The organism is Faecalibacterium sp. AM43-5AT (assembly GCF_003603345.1).
Classification (GTDB): Bacteria; Bacillota; Clostridia; order Oscillospirales; family Ruminococcaceae; genus Faecalibacterium; species Faecalibacterium taiwanense.
In genome coordinates this window covers 102932-121120 of the sequence record NZ_QVGZ01000004.1, presented here as the reverse complement: position 1 = coordinate 121120, position 18189 = coordinate 102932, and the positions used below count along the sequence as shown (strand labels likewise).

Annotated in this window: 20 protein-coding genes and 1 pseudogene; 20 read left to right on the top strand and 1 reads right to left on the bottom strand. The window is 56.6% G+C overall.

Annotated elements, in window-relative coordinates:
* Positions 1–3 precede the first annotated feature (3 nt).
* The 16 genes from DW937_RS07050 to DW937_RS06975 all read left to right on the top strand — a co-directional run bounded on the left by DW937_RS07050 (position 4) and on the right by DW937_RS06975 (position 13991).
* Complete coding sequence (locus tag DW937_RS07050) at positions 4–1074, top strand: TRAP transporter substrate-binding protein (RefSeq protein WP_120120531.1); 1071 nt, start codon at positions 4–6, stop codon at positions 1072–1074.
* A 129-nt stretch (positions 1075–1203) separates the two neighbouring features.
* Positions 1204–2076, top strand: coding sequence for a shikimate dehydrogenase (locus tag DW937_RS07045; RefSeq protein ID WP_097777189.1), 873 nt, complete (start codon positions 1204–1206; stop codon positions 2074–2076).
* A complete protein-coding gene (locus DW937_RS07040) occupies positions 2073–2627 on the top strand; it encodes a TRAP transporter small permease (RefSeq protein WP_097777190.1) in 555 nt (184 codons plus the stop codon). The genes DW937_RS07045 and DW937_RS07040 overlap by 4 nt, the downstream gene beginning before the upstream one ends.
* A gap of 31 nt (positions 2628–2658) precedes the next feature.
* Entirely contained in the window at positions 2659–3948 is a 1290-nt protein-coding gene (locus DW937_RS07035) for a TRAP transporter large permease (RefSeq protein ID WP_120120530.1), read from the top strand.
* A 37-nt stretch (positions 3949–3985) separates the two neighbouring features.
* Positions 3986–5023: a M24 family metallopeptidase gene (locus DW937_RS07030; protein WP_165852910.1), complete on the top strand. Its 1038-nt coding sequence runs from the start codon at positions 3986–3988 to the stop codon at positions 5021–5023.
* Positions 5024–5035: 12 nt separating this feature from the next.
* Positions 5036–5791, top strand: a complete 756-nt coding sequence (locus DW937_RS07025; protein WP_120120529.1) for a 5-deoxy-glucuronate isomerase — start codon at positions 5036–5038, stop codon at positions 5789–5791.
* A 5-nt stretch (positions 5792–5796) separates the two neighbouring features.
* Entirely contained in the window at positions 5797–6483 is a 687-nt protein-coding gene (locus DW937_RS07020; protein ID WP_120120528.1) for a ribulose-phosphate 3-epimerase, read from the top strand.
* Between the two features lie 4 nt (positions 6484–6487).
* Positions 6488–7261 (top strand): 3-ketoacyl-ACP reductase, encoded by a 774-nt coding sequence (locus DW937_RS07015; protein ID WP_097777194.1) that lies wholly within the window; start codon positions 6488–6490, stop codon positions 7259–7261.
* 76 nt (positions 7262–7337) lie between these two features.
* Positions 7338–9305 carry an FAD-binding protein gene (locus tag DW937_RS07010; RefSeq protein ID WP_097777288.1) on the top strand — a complete coding sequence of 656 codons (1968 nt, stop codon included), beginning with the start codon at positions 7338–7340 and terminating at the stop codon, positions 9303–9305.
* Positions 9306–9333: 28 nt separating this feature from the next.
* Positions 9334–10371 (top strand): LacI family DNA-binding transcriptional regulator, encoded by a 1038-nt coding sequence (locus DW937_RS07005; RefSeq protein WP_097777195.1) that lies wholly within the window; start codon positions 9334–9336, stop codon positions 10369–10371.
* A 16-nt stretch (positions 10372–10387) separates the two neighbouring features.
* Positions 10388–11179: a 3-ketoacyl-ACP reductase gene (locus tag DW937_RS07000; protein WP_097777196.1), complete on the top strand. Its 792-nt coding sequence runs from the start codon at positions 10388–10390 to the stop codon at positions 11177–11179.
* Positions 11180–11197: 18 nt separating this feature from the next.
* On the top strand, positions 11198–12205 hold the full coding sequence (locus DW937_RS06995) for a 2-dehydropantoate 2-reductase (protein ID WP_165852909.1): 1008 nt from the start codon (positions 11198–11200) through the stop codon (positions 12203–12205).
* A 15-nt stretch (positions 12206–12220) separates the two neighbouring features.
* The gene (locus DW937_RS06990) at positions 12221–12658 is read left to right on the top strand and encodes a MaoC family dehydratase (RefSeq protein ID WP_133300969.1); all 438 of its coding nucleotides are present in this window, start codon (positions 12221–12223) and stop codon (positions 12656–12658) included.
* 16 nt (positions 12659–12674) lie between these two features.
* Positions 12675–13112: a MaoC/PaaZ C-terminal domain-containing protein gene (locus DW937_RS06985; RefSeq protein ID WP_120120526.1), complete on the top strand. Its 438-nt coding sequence runs from the start codon at positions 12675–12677 to the stop codon at positions 13110–13112.
* The gene (locus DW937_RS06980) at positions 13109–13579 is read left to right on the top strand and encodes a MaoC/PaaZ C-terminal domain-containing protein (RefSeq protein WP_120120525.1); all 471 of its coding nucleotides are present in this window, start codon (positions 13109–13111) and stop codon (positions 13577–13579) included. Before DW937_RS06985 ends, DW937_RS06980 begins: the two co-directional genes overlap by 4 nt.
* 16 nt (positions 13580–13595) lie before the next feature.
* Complete coding sequence (locus DW937_RS06975; RefSeq protein WP_242959194.1) at positions 13596–13991, top strand: dimethylsulfonioproprionate lyase family protein; 396 nt, start codon at positions 13596–13598, stop codon at positions 13989–13991.
* 575 nt (positions 13992–14566) lie between these two features.
* Here the strand turns inward: DW937_RS06975 and DW937_RS06970 are convergent.
* A pseudogene (locus DW937_RS06970) lies at positions 14567–15028 on the bottom strand (transposase); the annotation flags it as partial.
* Between the two features lie 62 nt (positions 15029–15090).
* Here DW937_RS06970 and DW937_RS06965 point away from each other — a divergent pair.
* From DW937_RS06965 to DW937_RS06950, 4 genes are all read left to right on the top strand, one after another.
* Positions 15091–15285, top strand: coding sequence for a hypothetical protein (locus tag DW937_RS06965; protein WP_120120524.1), 195 nt, complete (start codon positions 15091–15093; stop codon positions 15283–15285).
* Positions 15286–15620: 335 nt separating this feature from the next.
* Positions 15621–17519, top strand: a complete 1899-nt coding sequence (locus DW937_RS06960; protein WP_118526627.1) for a PRD domain-containing protein — start codon at positions 15621–15623, stop codon at positions 17517–17519.
* Positions 17512–17829 (top strand): PTS lactose/cellobiose transporter subunit IIA, encoded by a 318-nt coding sequence (locus tag DW937_RS06955; protein ID WP_097777203.1) that lies wholly within the window; start codon positions 17512–17514, stop codon positions 17827–17829. Before DW937_RS06960 ends, DW937_RS06955 begins: the two co-directional genes overlap by 8 nt.
* Positions 17830–17858: 29 nt before the next feature.
* Complete coding sequence (locus DW937_RS06950; RefSeq protein WP_097777204.1) at positions 17859–18164, top strand: PTS sugar transporter subunit IIB; 306 nt, start codon at positions 17859–17861, stop codon at positions 18162–18164.
* The last annotated feature ends 25 nt before the right edge of the window (positions 18165–18189 follow it).

The following is an 18189-nucleotide window of genomic DNA, read 5'->3' as shown; positions in this document are numbered from 1 at the left end:
ATTATGGCGAAGAAGATGATCTCCCGACGCAATTTTATGAAGTGCACCGTTGCCATGGCTGCAGCAGCAGGTCTTGCTGCATGCGGCGGCTCCGGGAACTCTACCAGCACTGCGGCATCCAGCACTGCCGGAACTTCCAGCACGGCAGCATCGGGCGAGACCGTAAAATATCGCTGCTCCACAAACCATGCGGAGAACTTCAACGTTTCGCAGGCGCTACGGTATTGGTCCGATCTGGTTCTGGAGCGCACCAATGGGCGCATCGAGATCGACATTTATTACGATGCCGTTCTGGGCGATGAGAAGTCTGCCATCGAGCAGTGCCAGTATGGCGGTCTGGAGTTTGCGCGCATCAACATCAGCCCCATGTGCGAGTTCGTGGATGATCTGAATGCGCTGAGCATGCCTTACATCTACAAGAACGACGAGCATTTCTGGAAGGTCGCTGAGACGCTGGGCATGGACATCCTGCGCAGCGATAAGATGAAGGAAGCCGGTTTTTACGGTCTGACCTGGTACGATGGCGGCACCCGCAATTTCTACAACTCCAAGCACGAGATCCACACCCCGGCAGATATGAAGGGCATGAACATTCGCGTGCAGGAGTCGAACCTGATGATCAGCATGATCGAGGCGCTGGGCGCAGTTGCGACCGCAATGCCGTATGGCGATGTCTATTCCGGCCTGCAGACCGGCGTCATTGACGGTGCCGAAAACTCCATGGTCCAGTACAAGGAAGTTTCGCACTGCGAGGTGGCAAAGTACTTCACGCTGGACGGTCATACCCGTGCACCCGATATGCTGGTTATGAGCGAGAAACTTCGTCAGAAACTGAGCGAGGATGATGTCAAGATCATTGCGGATGCTGCAATGGAGAGCTGGGTGTACCAGCGTGACCTGTGGGCAGAGGTCGAGGCAAATGTCCGTGCTGAGCTGGAAAAAGCTGGCAATGTGATCACAGACCTGACCACCGATGAATTCCAGCAGTTCGTGGATGCATGCTCGCCGCTGTGGGAGAGCTACAACGACGGCAAGTATCTGGACCTCATCAATCAGGCTGTGGCAATGGGCTAAAAAGCGTCTGATTTGGCGGTTCTGGGTACAGAGCAGGGCTGCCAAACGATCAAAGGGGTGTGCAGGAGTCAAGAGTCGTTCCGAATTGTTGATTCCTGCACACCCTGTTTTTTTCGAGGGAAAGAACTTATGATCACGGGAAAAACACGTTATTATGCGATCCTCGGAGACCCCATCGAACAGGCGCTTTCACCGGTGGTGCACAACGCGGCATTTGAAGCACTTGGCATGGACGCCGTGATGCTGGGGTGCCGTGTAACGCCGGAGGAGCTGAAAAAGGCAGTGGAAGGCACCCGTGCGCTGCACTTTGAAGGGCTGGCGGTCACCATGCCGCACAAAACGGCGATCATCCCGCTGCTGGACGAATGGGAAGAAAAAATTGATTTTCTGGGTGCTGTCAATGTTGTCACCTGCAAAAACGGCGTCTACAAGGGCTATAACACGGACGGTGACGGCTTTGTACAGAATATGAAGCAAAACGGCACAGATCCTGCGGGCAAACGGGTGTTCCTGTTTGGTGCAGGAGGTGCAGCACGCGGTCTGGGGTACGCCCTTCTAGAAAGCGGCGTCAGCAGCCTGACCGTGTGCAACATTGATGAGCCGATGGCAATGGCGATGATCGGCCCGCTGCGCAAGCGCTTTCCGCAGGCAGAACTGGATTTTGTTCTGCTGGGGGATGAGAGCATCTCGCTGCGCTGTCTGCAGTCGGAGATCCTCATCAATGCCACCAGCATGGGCATGAATGACTCGCCGTCGCCGCATGTGGACATGGTGCCTTGGACCCGGCTGCCGCGTTCCACGGTCTGTGCGGAGATCATCCATAAACCGTTGGAGACGGCATTTGTCCGCGCTGCCCGTGCCGCAGGCCTTACGACCCTTACCGGAGACGGGATGCTGCTGTATCAGGGCATTGAGGCATTCCGTCTGATGAATGGATGCGATGCGCCGCAGTCCGCAATGAGGGCGGCCTTGCAAGCAAGATTGGAGAGTGAAAAGCGATGAAAAAGATTCGACAGATCCTCATTGGGCTGTTCAACATGGTATATAACATTTTTCTGCGCTACTCGCAGGCGGTCCTGCTGGTGATCGTGGTAATCGTTTCGACGGACGTGTTCTGCCGCAACGTGTTGAGCTACAGCATCAAGTGGGCACAGGAGGTCTCCCTGCTCCTCATCGTCTGGATGACCTTCCTGAGCATGGCGATCGGTGAAGAAAAAGATCAGCACATCGCCATTGAACTATTCTATAATCTGTTCCCGAAGCCCGTCAGGAAGTTTTTTGATGTGCTCAACAAGATGATCCTGGCTGTGGTCGGCTGCTTCCTGTGCTTCTTTGGCACAAAGCTCGTAATGAGCACATGGAGCAGCACCCTTGCCGCTACGAAGTGGCCGGCAGGCATGCTGTATCTGATGATCCCCGTGGGCGGCGGATTCATGGCATTTTTTGCAGTGCTGGATCTGCTGGGCTGGAAAAAGTATAAAAATACGAATCAATACGGCGATCAGCTGCTGGAAGCGTCATTGGACGATGGCGGTCAGAGCGCAGCGAACTGATCGACTGACAAAAATAACAGGAGGGTGAATTATGCAGGAATCTGTTGCTGTTTTCTTGCTGATCGGCTTATTTGCCGTGATGATCATATGCCACCTGCCGGTAACGTTTGCCATGGTGATCGCTACCGCAACGACCATGCTGTACCTGAATATCCCGATGATGACCATGGTGCAGCAGATGGCAAAATCCGTCAACTCGTTCTCGCTGCTGGCGATCCCGTTCTTTATCCTGATGGGCGAGATCATGGGTGCAGGCGGAATATCAGACCGACTGCTGAAGTTTGCCAATGTTCTGGTGGGACGTTTCCGCGGCGGTCTGGCCTTTGTGAACGTGCTTGCTTCCATGTTCTTTGGCGGCATTTCCGGTTCTGCGGTTGCAGACGTTTCCTCTCTGGGCAAGATCGAGATCCCCATGATGGAGGATGCCGGATACGATAAGGACTTTTCCATCTGCGTTACCGTTTCCAGTGCATGTCAGGGACTTCTGATCCCTCCCAGTCATAACATGGTGCTGTATGCAATGACCGCAGGCGGCGTGTCGGTCGGCAAGCTGTTTCTGGCGGGCTATGCGCCCGGCATCCTGCTGGGCGTTGCACTGATGGCGCTCTGCTACATTTTTGCGATCAAACGGAACTACCCCAAGGGTGATCCCGTATCGTTCAAGGAAGCTCTGGTCATCACCAAGGACGCTGTTTTTGCCATCGGCGCAATGTTCATCATTGTGGGCGGCGTTGTTGCCGGTCTGTTCACCGCTACCGAGGCCGCAGCCATCGGCTGCATCTACTGCCTGCTGGTGGCAACGCTGGTCTACCGTCAGCTGAGCCTCAAGGATATGGGCCGGATCCTGTACAACACGGTCAAGACCCTTGCCATGATCTACAGTCTGATCGCTGCGGCAGGTGCCTTTGCATGGATGATGGCCTACCTGCGCATCCCCGCAAAGTTTACCGGGATTCTGATGGATGTCAGTGACAACAAGATCGTTGTTCTGCTGCTGATCAATGTTCTGCTGCTTTTGCTCGGCTGCATCATGGACATGGCTCCGCTGATCCTGATTATGACCCCGATCCTGCTGCCCGTTGTGCAGAAGTTTGGCATGGATCCCGTTCAGTTCGGCATCATGCTCATTGCAAACCTGGCCATCGGCCTGCTGACGCCTCCCGTTGGCTCCTGCCTGTATGCCGGCTGTGCTGTGGGCGGTGCCAAGATCGAAAAGGTCACCAAGTGCATGCTGCCCTTCTACCTGACAATGGTCGTCGTTTTGCTGATGATCACCTTTATCCCGGCGCTGAGCATGACGCTGCCCAACCTGATGATGTGAGATGCGGCTGACGGAGTGTGACCCTCGGATAAGTCAATTGCGTGCGCTGTATCACCGCCGAGGGAACAGCGCGATCGTCCTGACCCAGCCCATGAACCTTTCGTGGCTGCTTGGGGGCAGGATGCAGATCGGCATCGCAGGCAGCGGCGCGGTGTGCACCGCTGTGATCAACGATGCAGAAGTGGTCTTGATTACCAATAACATCGAAGCACGCCGCCTGCAGGAAGAGGAAGTGGGGGATGTCCCCCGCATCCTTGCCCTGCCGTGGGCGGACGGAGAGCCTGCCGTGCAGGCACAGGCTGAACTTGCCGGAAACGCCCCCCTGCTGGAAGCGGACTGCGCAGAGGAACTGCAGCAGCTGCGCTCCTGCCTGCAGGGGACGCAGGAGCAGGAAGCGGCGCAGGTCGCAGCGCTGTGCAGCAGCGCGGTGGAGCGGGCTGTCCTGCTCATCCATCCCGGCATGACGGAATGGGAAGCTTCCGGCGTACTGTCCGGCTGCGCGGTGGCGAACGGATTGATCCCCAATGTGCTGTTTACGCCTGCGGACGAGCACATTGCACGTTATCGCCACGCGCTGAGCGGCCCGTATCCGCTGAAAAAAACGATGATGCTGTCCATGGGAGCACAGAAAAACGGGCTCTATGCAAGCATTACACGGTTTGTTAGCTTTGGCAGACCGGAGGAGGTGTTCCTCTCCGCGCAGGAAAAAACGTGTCAGGTGGCTGCAATGCTGTACTCGGAGACGCGCCCGGGCAAGCAATACGGCACCCTGTTTGCACAGCTGAAACGGCGTTATGCCAAAGTGGGGGCAGGCGAGCAGATCGCTCTGCACCATCAGGGCGGCATGGGCGGTTTCCAGACGCGGGAAAACCGGCTGACTCCGGATCTGCCCGGACAGGTGCAGGCACATCAGCTCTATGCTTGGAACCCATCGGTGACCGGGTTCAAATCCGAGGATATGCTGCTGGTGGGGGAGAACGAAAACCGGATCCTGACCCGCACGGAAATCTTCCCGCACAAGACCTTTTATTATAAGGATCAGGCATGGGATATGCCGCAGGTCCTGATTCTGTAAAGGAGAACCGTTATGAAACAGTATTTCAAACCGCATGAGATCCTGACGAAAAAAGAACCGGCAGACCTTGGCATGGTGTACACCTCGGTACAGCGTGTGGAAGTGGGAGCGGAGCCTGTTGCGCTGGAAAGCGGAGCGGAAGAACTGTGCTTCATCTGCATCGGAGGCAGGGTGGATTATCAGACAGAGGGACAGAGCGGCACGGCGGTCCAGATGGATATGCTGTATCTGCCCATCGAGTCCGGCATCACCTTCACTTCCTCCGAGGGCGGGGTAATGATGCGTTACGGCGCACCCTGTACCCGCAGGACGAAGTTCGGTCACATTCGCTTTGCGGATGTGGACAAGGACAGCCGCCACAAGGTGTATGGAAAGGTGGAAAACGGCACCCGCCGCGATGTGTGGAACTACATTGACGAATCCTTCGATTCCTCCCGCTTCCTCACCGGCATCTGCCATGGCGCGGACGGCGGCTGGACCGCATGGCCGCCCCACGAGCACGGCAGGGAGCGCGAGGAGACGTACGTCTACTTTGGCATGGGCAATGGCTTTGCCGCACAGTTCGTGTACGATGATATGGACCAGCCCATCGTGGCAGCACTGGTGCGGGATGGTGACGTGATCACCATTCCCCACGGCTACCATCCCAATGTGGGCTGCCCCTGCGGCGGCATCACCTACGCGTATGTGATGGTGTCCACCACAGCAGAGGACCGCAAATTTATGGACCTGCGCACGCAGAAGATCTTTGGCGATAAACTGGAGTGATGACCATGAAACAGGCGTTGATCAACTGTCCCTCGCTTGCAAACAGCAGCCTGCTGGAGCTGGAAGAGGATATCCGCCAGTTCTGGAACAGCGGGGTGCGCTGGTTCCATATTGATATCATGGATGGGCACTATGTGCCAAACCTCTGTTATCCGGTGCGGCTGGTTGCAGACCTGAAAGCAAAATACCCGCAGGCGATCGCTGATGTGCATATGATGGTCACAGACCCTGCTGCCTACATCGAACCCCTGCGCGCCGCAGGCGCAGACTATGTCAGCTTTCACGCCGACAGCACCCATTTTGTGATCCGCAGCCTGCGTGCTATCCGCGAAGTTGGCATGAAGGCGGGCATCGTGCTCAACCCCTCGCAGCAGGTGGACGTGATCCGCCCGTATCTGGACTGGGTGGATCTGGTGGTGCTGATGACTGTGGAACCGGGCTTTGCCGGGCAGAAGTTCATGGTGGAGTCGCTGCCGCGGCTGGAAGAGCTGTCAAAGCTCCGGGAGGAAACAGGCAAAGAGTTTCTGATCTCCATTGACGGAGGTATCAATTATCCCAATGTTCAGCCCTGCGTCCGGCGCGGTGCAAACCTGTTTGTCACCGGTGTCTACACGGTGTACCGTCAACCGGACGGCATCCCGGCAGCATGTCAGCGCTTTGAGCAGGAAATGCGGAAAGGTCTGGTGGAGTGATCCGATGAAAAAAGATGTAGCACTGATCACCGGAGCAAGCCGCGGCATCGGTCTTGCGGCAGCACGGCAGCTGGCAAAAGACGGATACCGGGTGGGGATCATCAGTACAGGCCCGCAGGAACGCTACCCCGATGCGGTGGCCGCGCTGAAAGCGGACGGCGCAGAGTTCTACTGGTTCAGCGGAGATCTGGGCAGCAGCGCAGACCGTGCACGCATTGCCCGGGAAGCGGTCCAGACGCTGGGCGAGATCCGCATTCTGGTCAACAACGCAGGCGTGGCACCCAAGACCCGCACCGACCTGCTGGAGATGACCGAGGAAAGCTACGACCGCGTGCTGGGCGTCAACACAAAGGGCAGCATGTTCTTTACCCAGCTCATTGCAAAACACATGATCGGGCTTTCGATGGAAGGCAGGGTCAAGCGCGGCACCATCGTCAACGTTTCGTCCTGCTCGGCAGATGTGGTGTCTTTGAACCGCGGCGAATACTGCGTGTCCAAGGCGGGGGTGTCCATGCTGACTAAACTGTATGCTGCGCGCCTCGCCCCGGAGGGCATTCTGGTGCATGAGGTGCGGCCCGGCGTCATTGCCACAGACATGACCACCACCGTGCAGGAAAAGTACGACAGGCTCATTGCGCAGGGGGCGTTTCCCATTGCGCGGTGGGGCACGGCAGAGGACGTGGCAAACGCGGTCTCCCTGCTGTGCAGCGATCAACTGGCGTATACCACGGGCAACTATCTGGATGTGGACGGCGGTTTCCACATTCGTGTCCTGTGATCTGCAGAGCAAAAAGAGGTGAGGAACAGCAAAAGGGCGGATAAAAAGCTTGCTGGTGCAGAAAGGACTGCAAATCATGGAAACGAAGAAATTTACATTCCGGCGCAGCGATGTTATAATTGTAGGGAGTGGAGCGGCAGGCTTAAATGCCGCGATCGCCCTGAAAAAACAGGGCATACAGGACGTAACAGTGCTTACCGAGGGACTGACCTTTGGGACCTCGCGCAATACTGGCTCGGACAAGCAGACCTACTATAAGCTTACCAGTTCCGGAACCACGCCGGACAGCGTGCGTCAGATGGCACAGACGCTGTTTGATGGCGGCTGCGTGGATGGGGATATCGCACTGGCGGAGGCGGCGGTCTCGACGAGAGCGTTTTTCCATCTGGTCGATATCGGAGTGCCGTTTCCCTGTAACCGGTATGGGGAGTATGTGGGCTACAAAACGGACCACGATCCGTTCAAACGCGGCATTTCGGCAGGTCCGCTGACTTCCAGATACATGACCGAACGGCTGATCGAGGAAGCAAAGGAGCTGGGTGTCCGGATCCTAGAAGGCTATCAGGCTCTGGAGATCCTCACGGCACCGGACGGGGAACAGAAAAAGGCAATTGGTGTGCTGGCGCTGGAATACAAAAAGCAGGAACCGACCTATGCGGTGTTCGGTGCCGCAAATGTGATCTACGCCACCGGCGGCGAAGCCGGAATGTACAAGACCTCGGTGTACCCCACGGCGCAGACCGGAGGCACGGGTCTGGCGCTGCGTGCGGGTGCACGGGGCAAAAACCTTACCGAGTCGCAGTATGGCATCGCATCCATCAAGTTCCGCTGGAACCTCTCCGGCAGCTACCAGCAGGTGCTGCCCTGCTACATCTCCACCGATGAGAACGGCGGCGATGAGCGGGAGTTTCTGGAAGATGCTTTTCCGGATGCGCAGTCCCAGCTCAACGCGATTTTCCTCAAGGGCTATCAGTGGCCCTTTGACCCGCGCAAGACCCGCAGTTATGGCTCTTCGCTGATCGACATCCTGATCTACATTGAAACGGTGCAGAAAAAGCGGCGCGTCTTTCTGGATTATCGGCGCAACCCGCGCTGTGCCCTGACCGATGGCAAAATGGATTACACAAAGCTCAGCGAAGAAGCACTGGAATATCTGCGGGAGTCCGGTTCCATGCAGGAACTGCCCATCCAGCGCCTTGCGGCAATGAACCCCGCCGCCATCGAGCTGTACCGCAGCCACAACATCGACCTTGCCGCCGAGCCGCTGGAGATCGCCATCTGTGCCCAGCACAACAACGGCGGACTGGCAGGAGACTGCTGGTGGCAGAGCAACATCCGCCACCTGTACCCGATAGGTGAGGTGAACGGCACCCATGGCGTGTACCGCCCGGGCGGCACGGCACTGAACGCGGGTCAGGTGGGCGGCATCCGAGCGGCAAGCTACATTGCACACCACGATGCGGCTCTTGCCCCGCCGGACGAGCAGCAGGTGCTTGCGGCAGCCGGGGAACAGATCTGGGCTGCAATGGAGTTTGGCATGCAGGCGCTGCAGCGCGGCGGCAGCTTTGATATGGCTGCAGAGCGTGCAGCACTGCAGGAGCGCATGTCCTGCTGCGGTGCGGTGATCCGTGGGCGTGAGGCAGTACAGACAGCGTGTGAGGAAGCACTGCAGCAGCTGCATCGCATCGAGAAAGAAGCATCCCTGTCCACTCCCTTGCTTCTGGGACAACTTTATCGGTTACGGGATCTGGCGGTAAGTCAGTTCGTATATCTGTCTGCGATCCGCAATTACATCCAGCAGGGCGGCAGGAGCCGCGGCTCTTACCTGATCTGCGACCCGGCGGGCGAAAAACCGCTGGGATCGCTGCCGGAGATTTTCCGCTTCGTGCTGGAGGATGGAACGATGCTGCAGACCATACAGGAGGTGGAGTATGCGCAGGGCGCGTGCACCTTCTACTGGCGCGGCTGCAGGCCGATCCCGGAAACGACCGAATGGTTTGAAAAAGTCTGGCAGGAATACCGCAAAGGCGCGGCATTCCAGTAAATATTTAAAGTAAAGGCAGAGTGGTAGTATGGTAACCATCAAAGACGTTGCAAAGTACGCAGGCGTATCCTACAGTACTGTGTCACGGGCACTTGCGGACAGCCCGCTGGTGGATGCCAAGACCAAGAAAAAGGTCTTGCGAGCGGCGGAGGAAATGCACTATGTGCCCAATCAGATGGCGCGCAGCCTCAAGGGCGGCAAAAGCCGCACGGTGCTGCTGATCGTGCCGGATTTGACAAATGCCTTCTTCCCCAAGATGGTTACATGCTTTGAAGAAAATCTGCGCAAGCACGATTACAGCATCCTGCTGGGCATCTCGGACAACACCGAAGAGCAGGAGAACCGCTGCTTTGAGCGCGCCAGCTCCTTCGGGGCAGAGGGCATTGTGTGGATCGCCTGTGATGAGAATCAGGAGCGGATCAGTAACCTGATCCGGAGCACCGATGTGCCGGTGATCCTGATCAATCGCGAGATGGATGTGGACGCTGCCTGCGTCACCAACGACAATCGCCGCGGTGCATGTGCTGCGGTGGAATGCCTGCTGCAAAACGGGCACCGCCGCGTGGCATGTCTCATCCGTGATGTGAACCAGCAGCACTTCAAAGAACGCTACCTAGGCTGTCAGGATGCATTCCGAAAATATGGTATCTCGGACGAAGAAGTAACGTATCTGTGCGCGGAAAATACCGGCACAGCATATGAGGAAGCCTGCAGGCTGCTTGCCGCGCCGAACCGCCCCACTGCATTTTTTGTGTTCAGTGACTGGCTGGCGGACAGTGTGTACAGCGCGGCGGCAAGCCTTGGACTTTCGATCCCGCAGGACGTCTCGGTGGTGGGCTACGATGACATTGACCGTGCACAGTACATGCTGCCGGCACTGACCACATGGCACCACCCGATCGAGCAGATCGCCACCGTGTCGGTGGACATCCTCATGCGGCAGATCGACGGCGACACCGCTACCCGCGGCAACCACATTGTGGTGCCGGGCAGACTGGTGGAACGCAATTCGGTCCGGGATCTGACAAAACAAGACAATGAACCAGCCCCGGTAGTCCCGGGCTGAACAGGAGGATTGAATGATGAGAAAGACTGCAATCGTGACCGGCGGAAGCCGCGGCATTGGGTTTGGCATTGCACTGGAGCTTGCAAAGCATGGCTATAACATCGCGATTCTGGACGTGAATGATCTGGAAGATCCCAGCCGTCCGGATTACAAAGAGAACATGGCAAAGCTGGAAGCTGCCGGGGCGGAATATCTGTACCAGAAGGGCGACACCCGTACTGCTGCAGACCGCGAGAGCTTTGTGAAGGCTGTGGTCGAGCGTTTTGGCGAGATCGACGTGCTGGTCAACAATGCAGGCGTGGCCCCCAAGATCCGGCTGGACATGCTGGAGACCACCGAAGAAAGCTTTGATTTTGTGGTGGGCACCGTGCTCAAGGGCACCATGTTTATGACCCAGCTGGTGGCAAATCAGATGCTCAAGCAGCCGTGGGACCCGGAAAAAGAGCCGAAACGGGGAACCATCATCAACATTGGCTCGGCATCTGCCACCGTATCTTCTACGAACCGTGTGGAGTACTGTGTGGCAAAGTCCGGCCTGATGATGCTGACCACCTGCTATGCCGACCGTCTGGCGGCGGAGGGCATCATGGTGCACGAGCTGCGCCCCGGCGTCATTGACACGGACATGACCAAGGTGGTGCACGAAAAGTACACCCGCCTCATCGCCGAGGGGCAGTTCCCCATTGCACGCTGGGGCACCCCGGAGGATCTGGGCAAGGTCGCGCGTCTGGTATGCGATGACGATTTTGTTTACACCACCGGCAACTACATTGATGTGGACGGCGGATTCCATATCCGCCGCCTGTAATAGGCGATGCGGGCGGCGGTGTACGGTGCCGGGGCGCTGGGAACAGTGCTTGGCGCGGCGCTGACCCGCAGCGGGGCCGATGTAGAGCTTGTGTCCCGCGATCAGGAGCATGTGGATGCACTGAACCGCAGCGGGGCACGCATCACGGGTCTGCGGGAGTGGACAGTTCCGGTAAAGGCGTGCACACCGCAGCAGATGTCCGGACGCTATGACGTGATCCTTCTGCTGACAAAGCAGATGGCAAACACGGCGGCGCTGCCCCGGCTGGCAGAGCATCTGGCTCCGGATGGGATCGTGTGCGCCTTGCAGAACGGCATCCCGGAACCGGAACTGGCAGCAGCGCTTGGTGCAGACCGGGTGGCGGGCGGTGTGGTCACATGGAACGCGGTACGCATCGGGGCAGGGCAGGCACGGCTCTCGCCGCCGGAAAGCTCGCTGCATTTCAAGATCGGATCGCTGCCCGGCACAGATCCCCGGAGGCTGGACCCGGTAAAGGCACTGCTGGAACGGTTCTGCCCGGCAGAGCCGGTGGAAGATCTGCTGGGTCTGCGCTGGAGCAAGCTGCTCATCAATGCGGCACTCAGCTGCCCGGCAAGCATTCTGGGCGGAAAATGCGGTGCTGTGTTGGAAGATGCGCGCTGGCGTCGGATCGCGCTGTATCTGCTGCGGGAGTGTATCGCGGTGGGACATGCCGCCGGGGTGAAGTTTGAACCGGTGCAAGGGTACGATTACCCCGCCGAGCTTGCATTTTCTACCCTGCGGGAAGAACAGCAGGTGCTTGCGAAGATGCCGGAGCTGTTTGCACGGAATGCGCCTGCCGTTCCCAGTATGCTGCTGGACCTGCAGAAAAAACGCCCCTGCGAGATCGGAGCGCTGAACGGCTTTGTCTGCCGCACAGGACTGGAACGCGGGGTGCCGACCCCTTTCAATGATACAGCTGTCCGGCTGGTCCGCGAGATCGCAGCGGGAGAAAAAACATTTTCACCGGAACATGCGGTGGAGTTTGCGGCACTGCTGCCGGAGTGATGGGAGGTGCTGATTTTGTCAACATTGGAATTGAACGAAAAGGAAAAAAACGTCCAGTCCATCCCCATGGGACAGAAGGCGTATTATTCCAAGACCATTTCCGAGGCGGATGTCACGCTGTTTGCCGGCATCACCGGCGACAGCCAGCCGCTGAGCACCAATGCCGAGTTTGCCGCAGCGACATCTGCAGGGCGCTGTGCCGTGCAGAGTGAACTGCTGGCAAGCTATACCTGGCCGGTGTCCACCGAGATCGCCAGCCCCGGTGCCGTGACCATTGATCAGGAGCTGACCTTTTATAAGCCTGTCTATGTGGGCGACACCATCACCGTGGTGGGGGAAGTGACCAGAAAGGTGCTCGAAAAGAAATATGTCTATGTCCGCACGACTGTGTACAACCAGAACGATGAAATGGTTGCAGACGGCTATGTGCGGGAACTGATGCAGGTGCACTGAAAGGAGGCGGAACACGATGGAAATGAGCTATCCCCCTAAAATACTGCATGTGGGCGATTTTGCGCTGTTTCCCAAAACGGTGAGCGCCTCGGACGTGACATTGTTTGCCGGAGTGAGCGGCGACATGAACCCGCTGTACCTGAACGAGACCTACGGACAGCACAGCAGCTACAAAATGCGTCTGGTCCCGCCCATGCTGATCGCCAGCATGATGGGCGGCGCAGTAAACCGTCTGCTCCGTCCCTCCTCCTGCCCGGTGGAACGCCGTTTTTCGGTAAGAAAGCCGATGCAGGTGGGCGACACCCTTACGACCCGCGCCGAGGTCAGGGAGATCGACGAAGAAAAAGGGCAGGTCCGCGTGGAGCTGACCGCCTACAACGCCGCCGGTGAGCTTGTGATGCAGGGCGAGTCGGTGGAGGATGTCCGGATGTGCAGAGGAGGCGAGGAGCGTTGACGCAGGATAAGTCGGTCACTGCAAAGTGCATACAGGAAATTCGGGTCGGGGATACCGCCTATGCGGCAAAGACCGTGACCGAGGCAGACGTGATGATGTTTGCGATGCTGAGCGGCGACTATGCACCTCAGCACGTCAGTGCAGCATTTGGCGCAACGATGAGCTACCACAGCCGCATTGCCCATGGGATGCTTACGGTGGGTCTGGTTGGGCCGGTCCTGAACAGACTGTGCGGGGATGCGTCCTGTACGGCGTACCAGAAGGTGCACTTCAGCAGTGCAGTGCTGCTGAACGATACCGTTTATGTCAAAGGCACGGTGACAGCAGTGGACCCCGAAAAGCAGCTGGTCACCATCGAAGCGACCGCGGCACGCAAAGAAATTCTGGAAAAGCTCGAAGCTGGCACCGCACAGAAGGGGGAGCGCCCGTTTCTGTCTGCAGTGTTCCAGCAGAGCCTTGCAGTATAAAGGGAGGAAAAACACCATGGCAGAGATCCATAAGATCAGCATTTATCAGGATATCGAAGGCACCGAGTTCCCGGCAGGCCGCCGTACCCGCGTTCTGGTGGGTGTGGACAGCCCCCTGCAGGCAGAGCACTATGTGGTGGGTACCGCAAATGTCCATCCCGGCGGCGGTGTGCCGGAACATGCCCATGAGACCGAGGAAACCTACATCATCCTGTCCGGCACCGGTGAGATGATCATTGACGGAGAGCCGGTGCCCATCAAGTCGGATGATGTGATCTATCTGCCCCCCATGCAGCGCCATGAACTGAAGAACACCGGTGACACCGAGATGCGCACGATTTTTGTGTACGCGCCCAAGATGGTGGTGGAGCACTGGGCACAGGAGTCCAAGGGTGAGCTGCCCATGAAGTAAGTCCCGGCGGGGCAGTCCGCCCATCGGGGGACTGCCGCAAAATGGAATGCAGAGCGGAAAAAGCCTCTGTTCTCATGCAATGGAGAACAGGGGCTTTTTGCTTTGCCGGATCCTGAATGGGACAAAGTGCGGCAGAGCGGGCAAATTGGCTGCGCACGACCCGGGTGCCAAACGGCATCCGGCGCTGCCCCAAGGCGGGCAAGTGGGGCGCTGCACGGAGCAAGTGTGAATATATTTCATTCAAACATGAATATTGACACTATGTTTTCATATACGCTTGCGTTTTATGCGTAACGGGTGTATGATGCGTCACATCAGCGAAGTGCGTTGAAAAGAAAACGGAGACTAACTATTAAAAGTCAAGACCCAAAATGAAAAAATCCGTCTGCCGACCGCTGCCCCTGACAAACAGCATTCAAATGCTGAAATCAGAGCAGCGAGGGCGACGGAGAGAACAGCAAAGCAAGCCCAGCCAGCCCTCGCACGAACAGGATAGCATTTGAATGCTTCGGTTCGTCAAGGGTTCGCTGCGCCAGCTAAGTTGTTCTTGGATCTAGCTCAGGCTCAGGAGAAAATCAGGCAGCTGCAAGATATGCCTTGCCGGATTTCTGCAAGGCATAGATCAGCCGCACGAGTTTCTTCATGGCATGGGATAAGGCAATATTGTAGTGCTTCCCTTCAGCACGTTTTTTGGCAAGATATTTAGCAAAGACTGGGTTCCAATGGCAGACATACTTGGTTGCGTTGTAAAGGGCATGTCGCAGGTAGCGAGAGCCACGTTTTTCCATGTGAGCGTAACAGTTTGTGAGTTTTCCGGACTGGTATGTAGATGGAGAGCAGCCAACATAAGCAAGAATCTTGTCAGGAGAACTGAAATTGGAGAAATCCCCGATTTCTGCGAGGATCACAGCGGCGGAGTTTACTCCTATGCCCGGAATCGAAAGAATCGGCGGGTTCAGTTCATCCATGATCTGCTGAATGGAATCTTCGATTTCGTTAATCTCGGAGGTGAGTTCCTGAATGAGTTTAATGGTATGATCACCGATTTGAAGACGCATACAATACCAGTACCGATGACAGGAAAGGAGGCCCACGCAATATGTGTGATGTGCTTGATAAAGTGGAAAACAGAGGCATTGAAAAAGGCATCGTGAAAGGCGAGAGCCGCGGAGAAAACAAAATGGCTTTACTGGTAAAGAAGCTCCTTGACCAGAATCGCATTGACGATGTAAAGAGGGCTTTCGAAGATGAAAAGAGCCGTGCGGAGTTGATGAAAGAGCTTGAGATCAATTGAAAAATTGAAAACCGCGATGTGTCGTTACTCCGAACGCCCTGTAATTTTGGCTGCCGCTCAGGCTGCCATCAAAAATCCCCGCAAGTGATGGTGTGGGCGCTTGAAAAGCGCGAATAAAAACCCATAAAGCAAACGAACCGCCCCGGTTTCCGCAACGGAAGCCGGGGCGGTTTTTGTGTTGACTGGCAGAATATCCAAACGGTAAAATATACATGCAACAATTTCCGGAGTGGATGTGGAAATTCTGGACGTGGAACGAATTGAGCAAAAATGCTATAATTTTAACAGCGATAAGAAAATAAATGTGCTAATCAACAGGCCGGGGAGGTGAAAAGATGGACGAGCGGATCTGGACGATCGCTGAAATACTGGACCAAAGTGGCCCTATGACGGCGGATGAACTGGCCGCACAACTGAAACTCAGCGGCAAAACAGTGCGGAGCCTGATTAAGACCTACGCAAAGGAAATGCAGGAAAATGGCTTTTGCATCACAGCCAAACCCGGCAGGGGGTTCGGCATTGAGATCACGGATGCACAGATGTATGTGTCGGGCAGCAAACCACAGCAGGGAGAACAGACCGGCATCCCGCAGGACGCGCAGGAGCGGATACAGCGGCTGAGACAGTATCTGCTGGAAAAGGATGGCTATTCCAAGCTGGATGATCTAAGCGAGCAGTTTTTTGTGTCGCGGCGGTCAATCTCCAACGATCTGCGCGAAGTGGAGCGGCAGCTGGCGGAATACGGGCTGAGCATCCGCCGCAAACCGGGCTACGGCATCTGCGTGGTAGGCCGTGAGACGAACCGTAGGATCTGCATTGCGGCGCAGCGGGACGAGAGCCGCCCGGTCGGGCAGCAGATACAGGAGCTGGTCAGCCGGGTGCTGGAAAAAGAAAAATTCGCCATGTCCACGATGGCGCTGGATAATCTGGCGGTCCACCTTGAGGTCGCAGTGGAGCGCATCCGCACAGGGCACGCGATAGAAAGCTCGGATGGTATGCAGGCGGACCTTCCGGAGCGGATCCTAGAAGTGGCCAGCCACATCGCCGTGCAGATCGAAAACATGACGGGCGTGGCTTTTCCACTGCCGGAGGTCTGCTACATTGCTATGCATCTGAACGGCAAACAGATGTACCGGGCAAACGCAATGACCTCGGATGAAAATTTGGTGATTCCGCAGGAGGTCAACCGCATCGTATCGGATATGATCGAGCAAATCTACGAGGCGTTCCGCATCGACTTCCGGGACAATCTGGAACTGCGCATGGGCCTGTGCATGCACATGGTGCCCTTGCTGGCGCGGATCAAGAGTGGGATGCGGATGAAGAACCCGATCCTGCAGGATATCAAGCGGGAGTATCCGCTGGCCTACGAGATGGCCACACAGGCGTGCAGCGTGTTGCAAGACATCAGCCCGAACCCCATCAAGGAGGACGAGATCGGTTATATCGCCGTCAGCTTTGCGCTGGCACTGGAACGGCAGAAGGCCAAAGAGTGGGCACCTAAAAACATCCTGATCGTCTGCGCCAGCGGCAAAGGCAGCGCCCAGCTGCTGGCTTACCGCTACCAGCAGAAATTCGGCAAGAATTTGGGCCGGGTACAGACCTGTGACGTGATCGGGCTGCGGAGCGTGAACTTCAGTAAGATCGACTATGTGTTTTCCACGGTGCCTATTCCCATTTATGTCCCGGTGCCCATCCGACAGATCCAGTTCTTCCCCACCGAAAAAGAACTGACCCAGATGAAAAAGCTCTTGATGCAGGGCAAAAAGGGGACTGTGGAAGAATATTTCAGCCCGGAGCTATTTCTGCCACATCTCAACTGCGAAACACGGGAGCAGGTACTGGAACAGATGTGCCGGTTCGTGTGCGGCAAAAAAAAGCTGCCGGATGATTTTTTACAGCTCGTGAAAAAGCGGGAATCGCTGGCCGCCACTTCGTTTGGTGGGCTGGTGGCAATGCCGCATCCGTGGAAGGCAGTCAGCAAAGATACCTTCGTCTGCCTTGCCATTCTGGACAAGCCCGTGCAGTGGGGCGAAGCAAAGGTACAGGTGGTATTTCTGGTGTCCATCGCGGACGATGCCACCGCAAAACTGCAAAAATTCTATCAGGTTGTTGCGCAGCTTATGGTCGATGAAGCCTGCATCTGCAAATTGATCGCAGAGCGCCGGTTCGAGGTCCTGTTGGGGCTGCTGAGACAAAAAGAACAAGGACTGGAGGAACAAGAAAATGGTTGATGACGAGAAGTACGAAGTTGCATTTGAAATTATCGCCTGCGCTGGTGATGCAAAATCGCTGGCACTGATGGCAATCGAGGAGGCCCGCAACGGCAATTTTGAACAGGCCGAAAAAAATCTGGCCGAAGCAAGAGAGCAGATGGCCAAGGCGCACGATGTACAGAACGATATGCTGCAGAGCGAAGCTCAGGGCAGGAGCGTGGAACTGAACATCGTGCTGATCCACGCAGAGGATCACCTGACCATGGCAATCATGTCCATCGATTTTGCAGAAGAGTTCATTGAACTCTATAAGCAGAATCATAAATAAACACGGAACACAAGAAAGGAAGAATCGTTATGAAAATCATGCTGGCTTGCTGTTTGGGAATGTCCACGAGCGTCGTCGTCCAGAAGATGAAGGACGCTGCAAAGGAGCAGGGCAAGGACTATGAGATCTGGGCTGTGGATCAGAACAAGATTGCGGAGAACGTTGGCAACTTTGATGTGCTGCTGCTGGGCCCGCAGGTGCGCCATCTGCAGCGCAAGGTCAAGGCAACTGTGGGTGACAGTGCACCGGTGGCGGTCATTGATGCACTGGCCTATGGCCGCTGCAACGGTGCTGCCATTCTGAAGCAGGCCGAGGATCTGGTGAACAACGGCTGAGTTGTTTGGAAAATCCCTTTTGGAG

Bases quoted from the DNA above. Each gene is read 5' to 3' on its own strand.
- DW937_RS07050 (WP_120120531.1), top strand. From the start codon at position 4: ATGGCGAAGAAGATGATCTCCCGACGCAATTTTATGAAGTGCACCGTT.
- DW937_RS07045 (WP_097777189.1), top strand. From the start codon at position 1,204: ATGATCACGGGAAAAACACGTTATTATGCGATCCTCGGAGACCCCATC.
- DW937_RS07040 (WP_097777190.1), top strand. From the start codon at position 2,073: ATGAAAAAGATTCGACAGATCCTCATTGGGCTGTTCAACATGGTATAT.
- DW937_RS07035 (WP_120120530.1), top strand. From the start codon at position 2,659: ATGCAGGAATCTGTTGCTGTTTTCTTGCTGATCGGCTTATTTGCCGTG.
- DW937_RS07025 (WP_120120529.1), top strand. From the start codon at position 5,036: ATGAAACAGTATTTCAAACCGCATGAGATCCTGACGAAAAAAGAACCG.
- DW937_RS07020 (WP_120120528.1), top strand. From the start codon at position 5,797: ATGAAACAGGCGTTGATCAACTGTCCCTCGCTTGCAAACAGCAGCCTG.
- DW937_RS07015 (WP_097777194.1), top strand. From the start codon at position 6,488: ATGAAAAAAGATGTAGCACTGATCACCGGAGCAAGCCGCGGCATCGGT.
- DW937_RS07010 (WP_097777288.1), top strand. From the start codon at position 7,338: ATGGAAACGAAGAAATTTACATTCCGGCGCAGCGATGTTATAATTGTA.
- DW937_RS07005 (WP_097777195.1), top strand. From the start codon at position 9,334: ATGGTAACCATCAAAGACGTTGCAAAGTACGCAGGCGTATCCTACAGT.
- DW937_RS07000 (WP_097777196.1), top strand. From the start codon at position 10,388: ATGAGAAAGACTGCAATCGTGACCGGCGGAAGCCGCGGCATTGGGTTT.
- DW937_RS06985 (WP_120120526.1), top strand. From the start codon at position 12,675: ATGGAAATGAGCTATCCCCCTAAAATACTGCATGTGGGCGATTTTGCG.
- DW937_RS06975 (WP_242959194.1), top strand. From the start codon at position 13,596: ATGGCAGAGATCCATAAGATCAGCATTTATCAGGATATCGAAGGCACC.
- DW937_RS06965 (WP_120120524.1), top strand. From the start codon at position 15,091: ATGTGTGATGTGCTTGATAAAGTGGAAAACAGAGGCATTGAAAAAGGC.
- DW937_RS06960 (WP_118526627.1), top strand. From the start codon at position 15,621: ATGGACGAGCGGATCTGGACGATCGCTGAAATACTGGACCAAAGTGGC.
- DW937_RS06955 (WP_097777203.1), top strand. From the start codon at position 17,512: ATGGTTGATGACGAGAAGTACGAAGTTGCATTTGAAATTATCGCCTGC.
- DW937_RS06950 (WP_097777204.1), top strand. From the start codon at position 17,859: ATGAAAATCATGCTGGCTTGCTGTTTGGGAATGTCCACGAGCGTCGTC.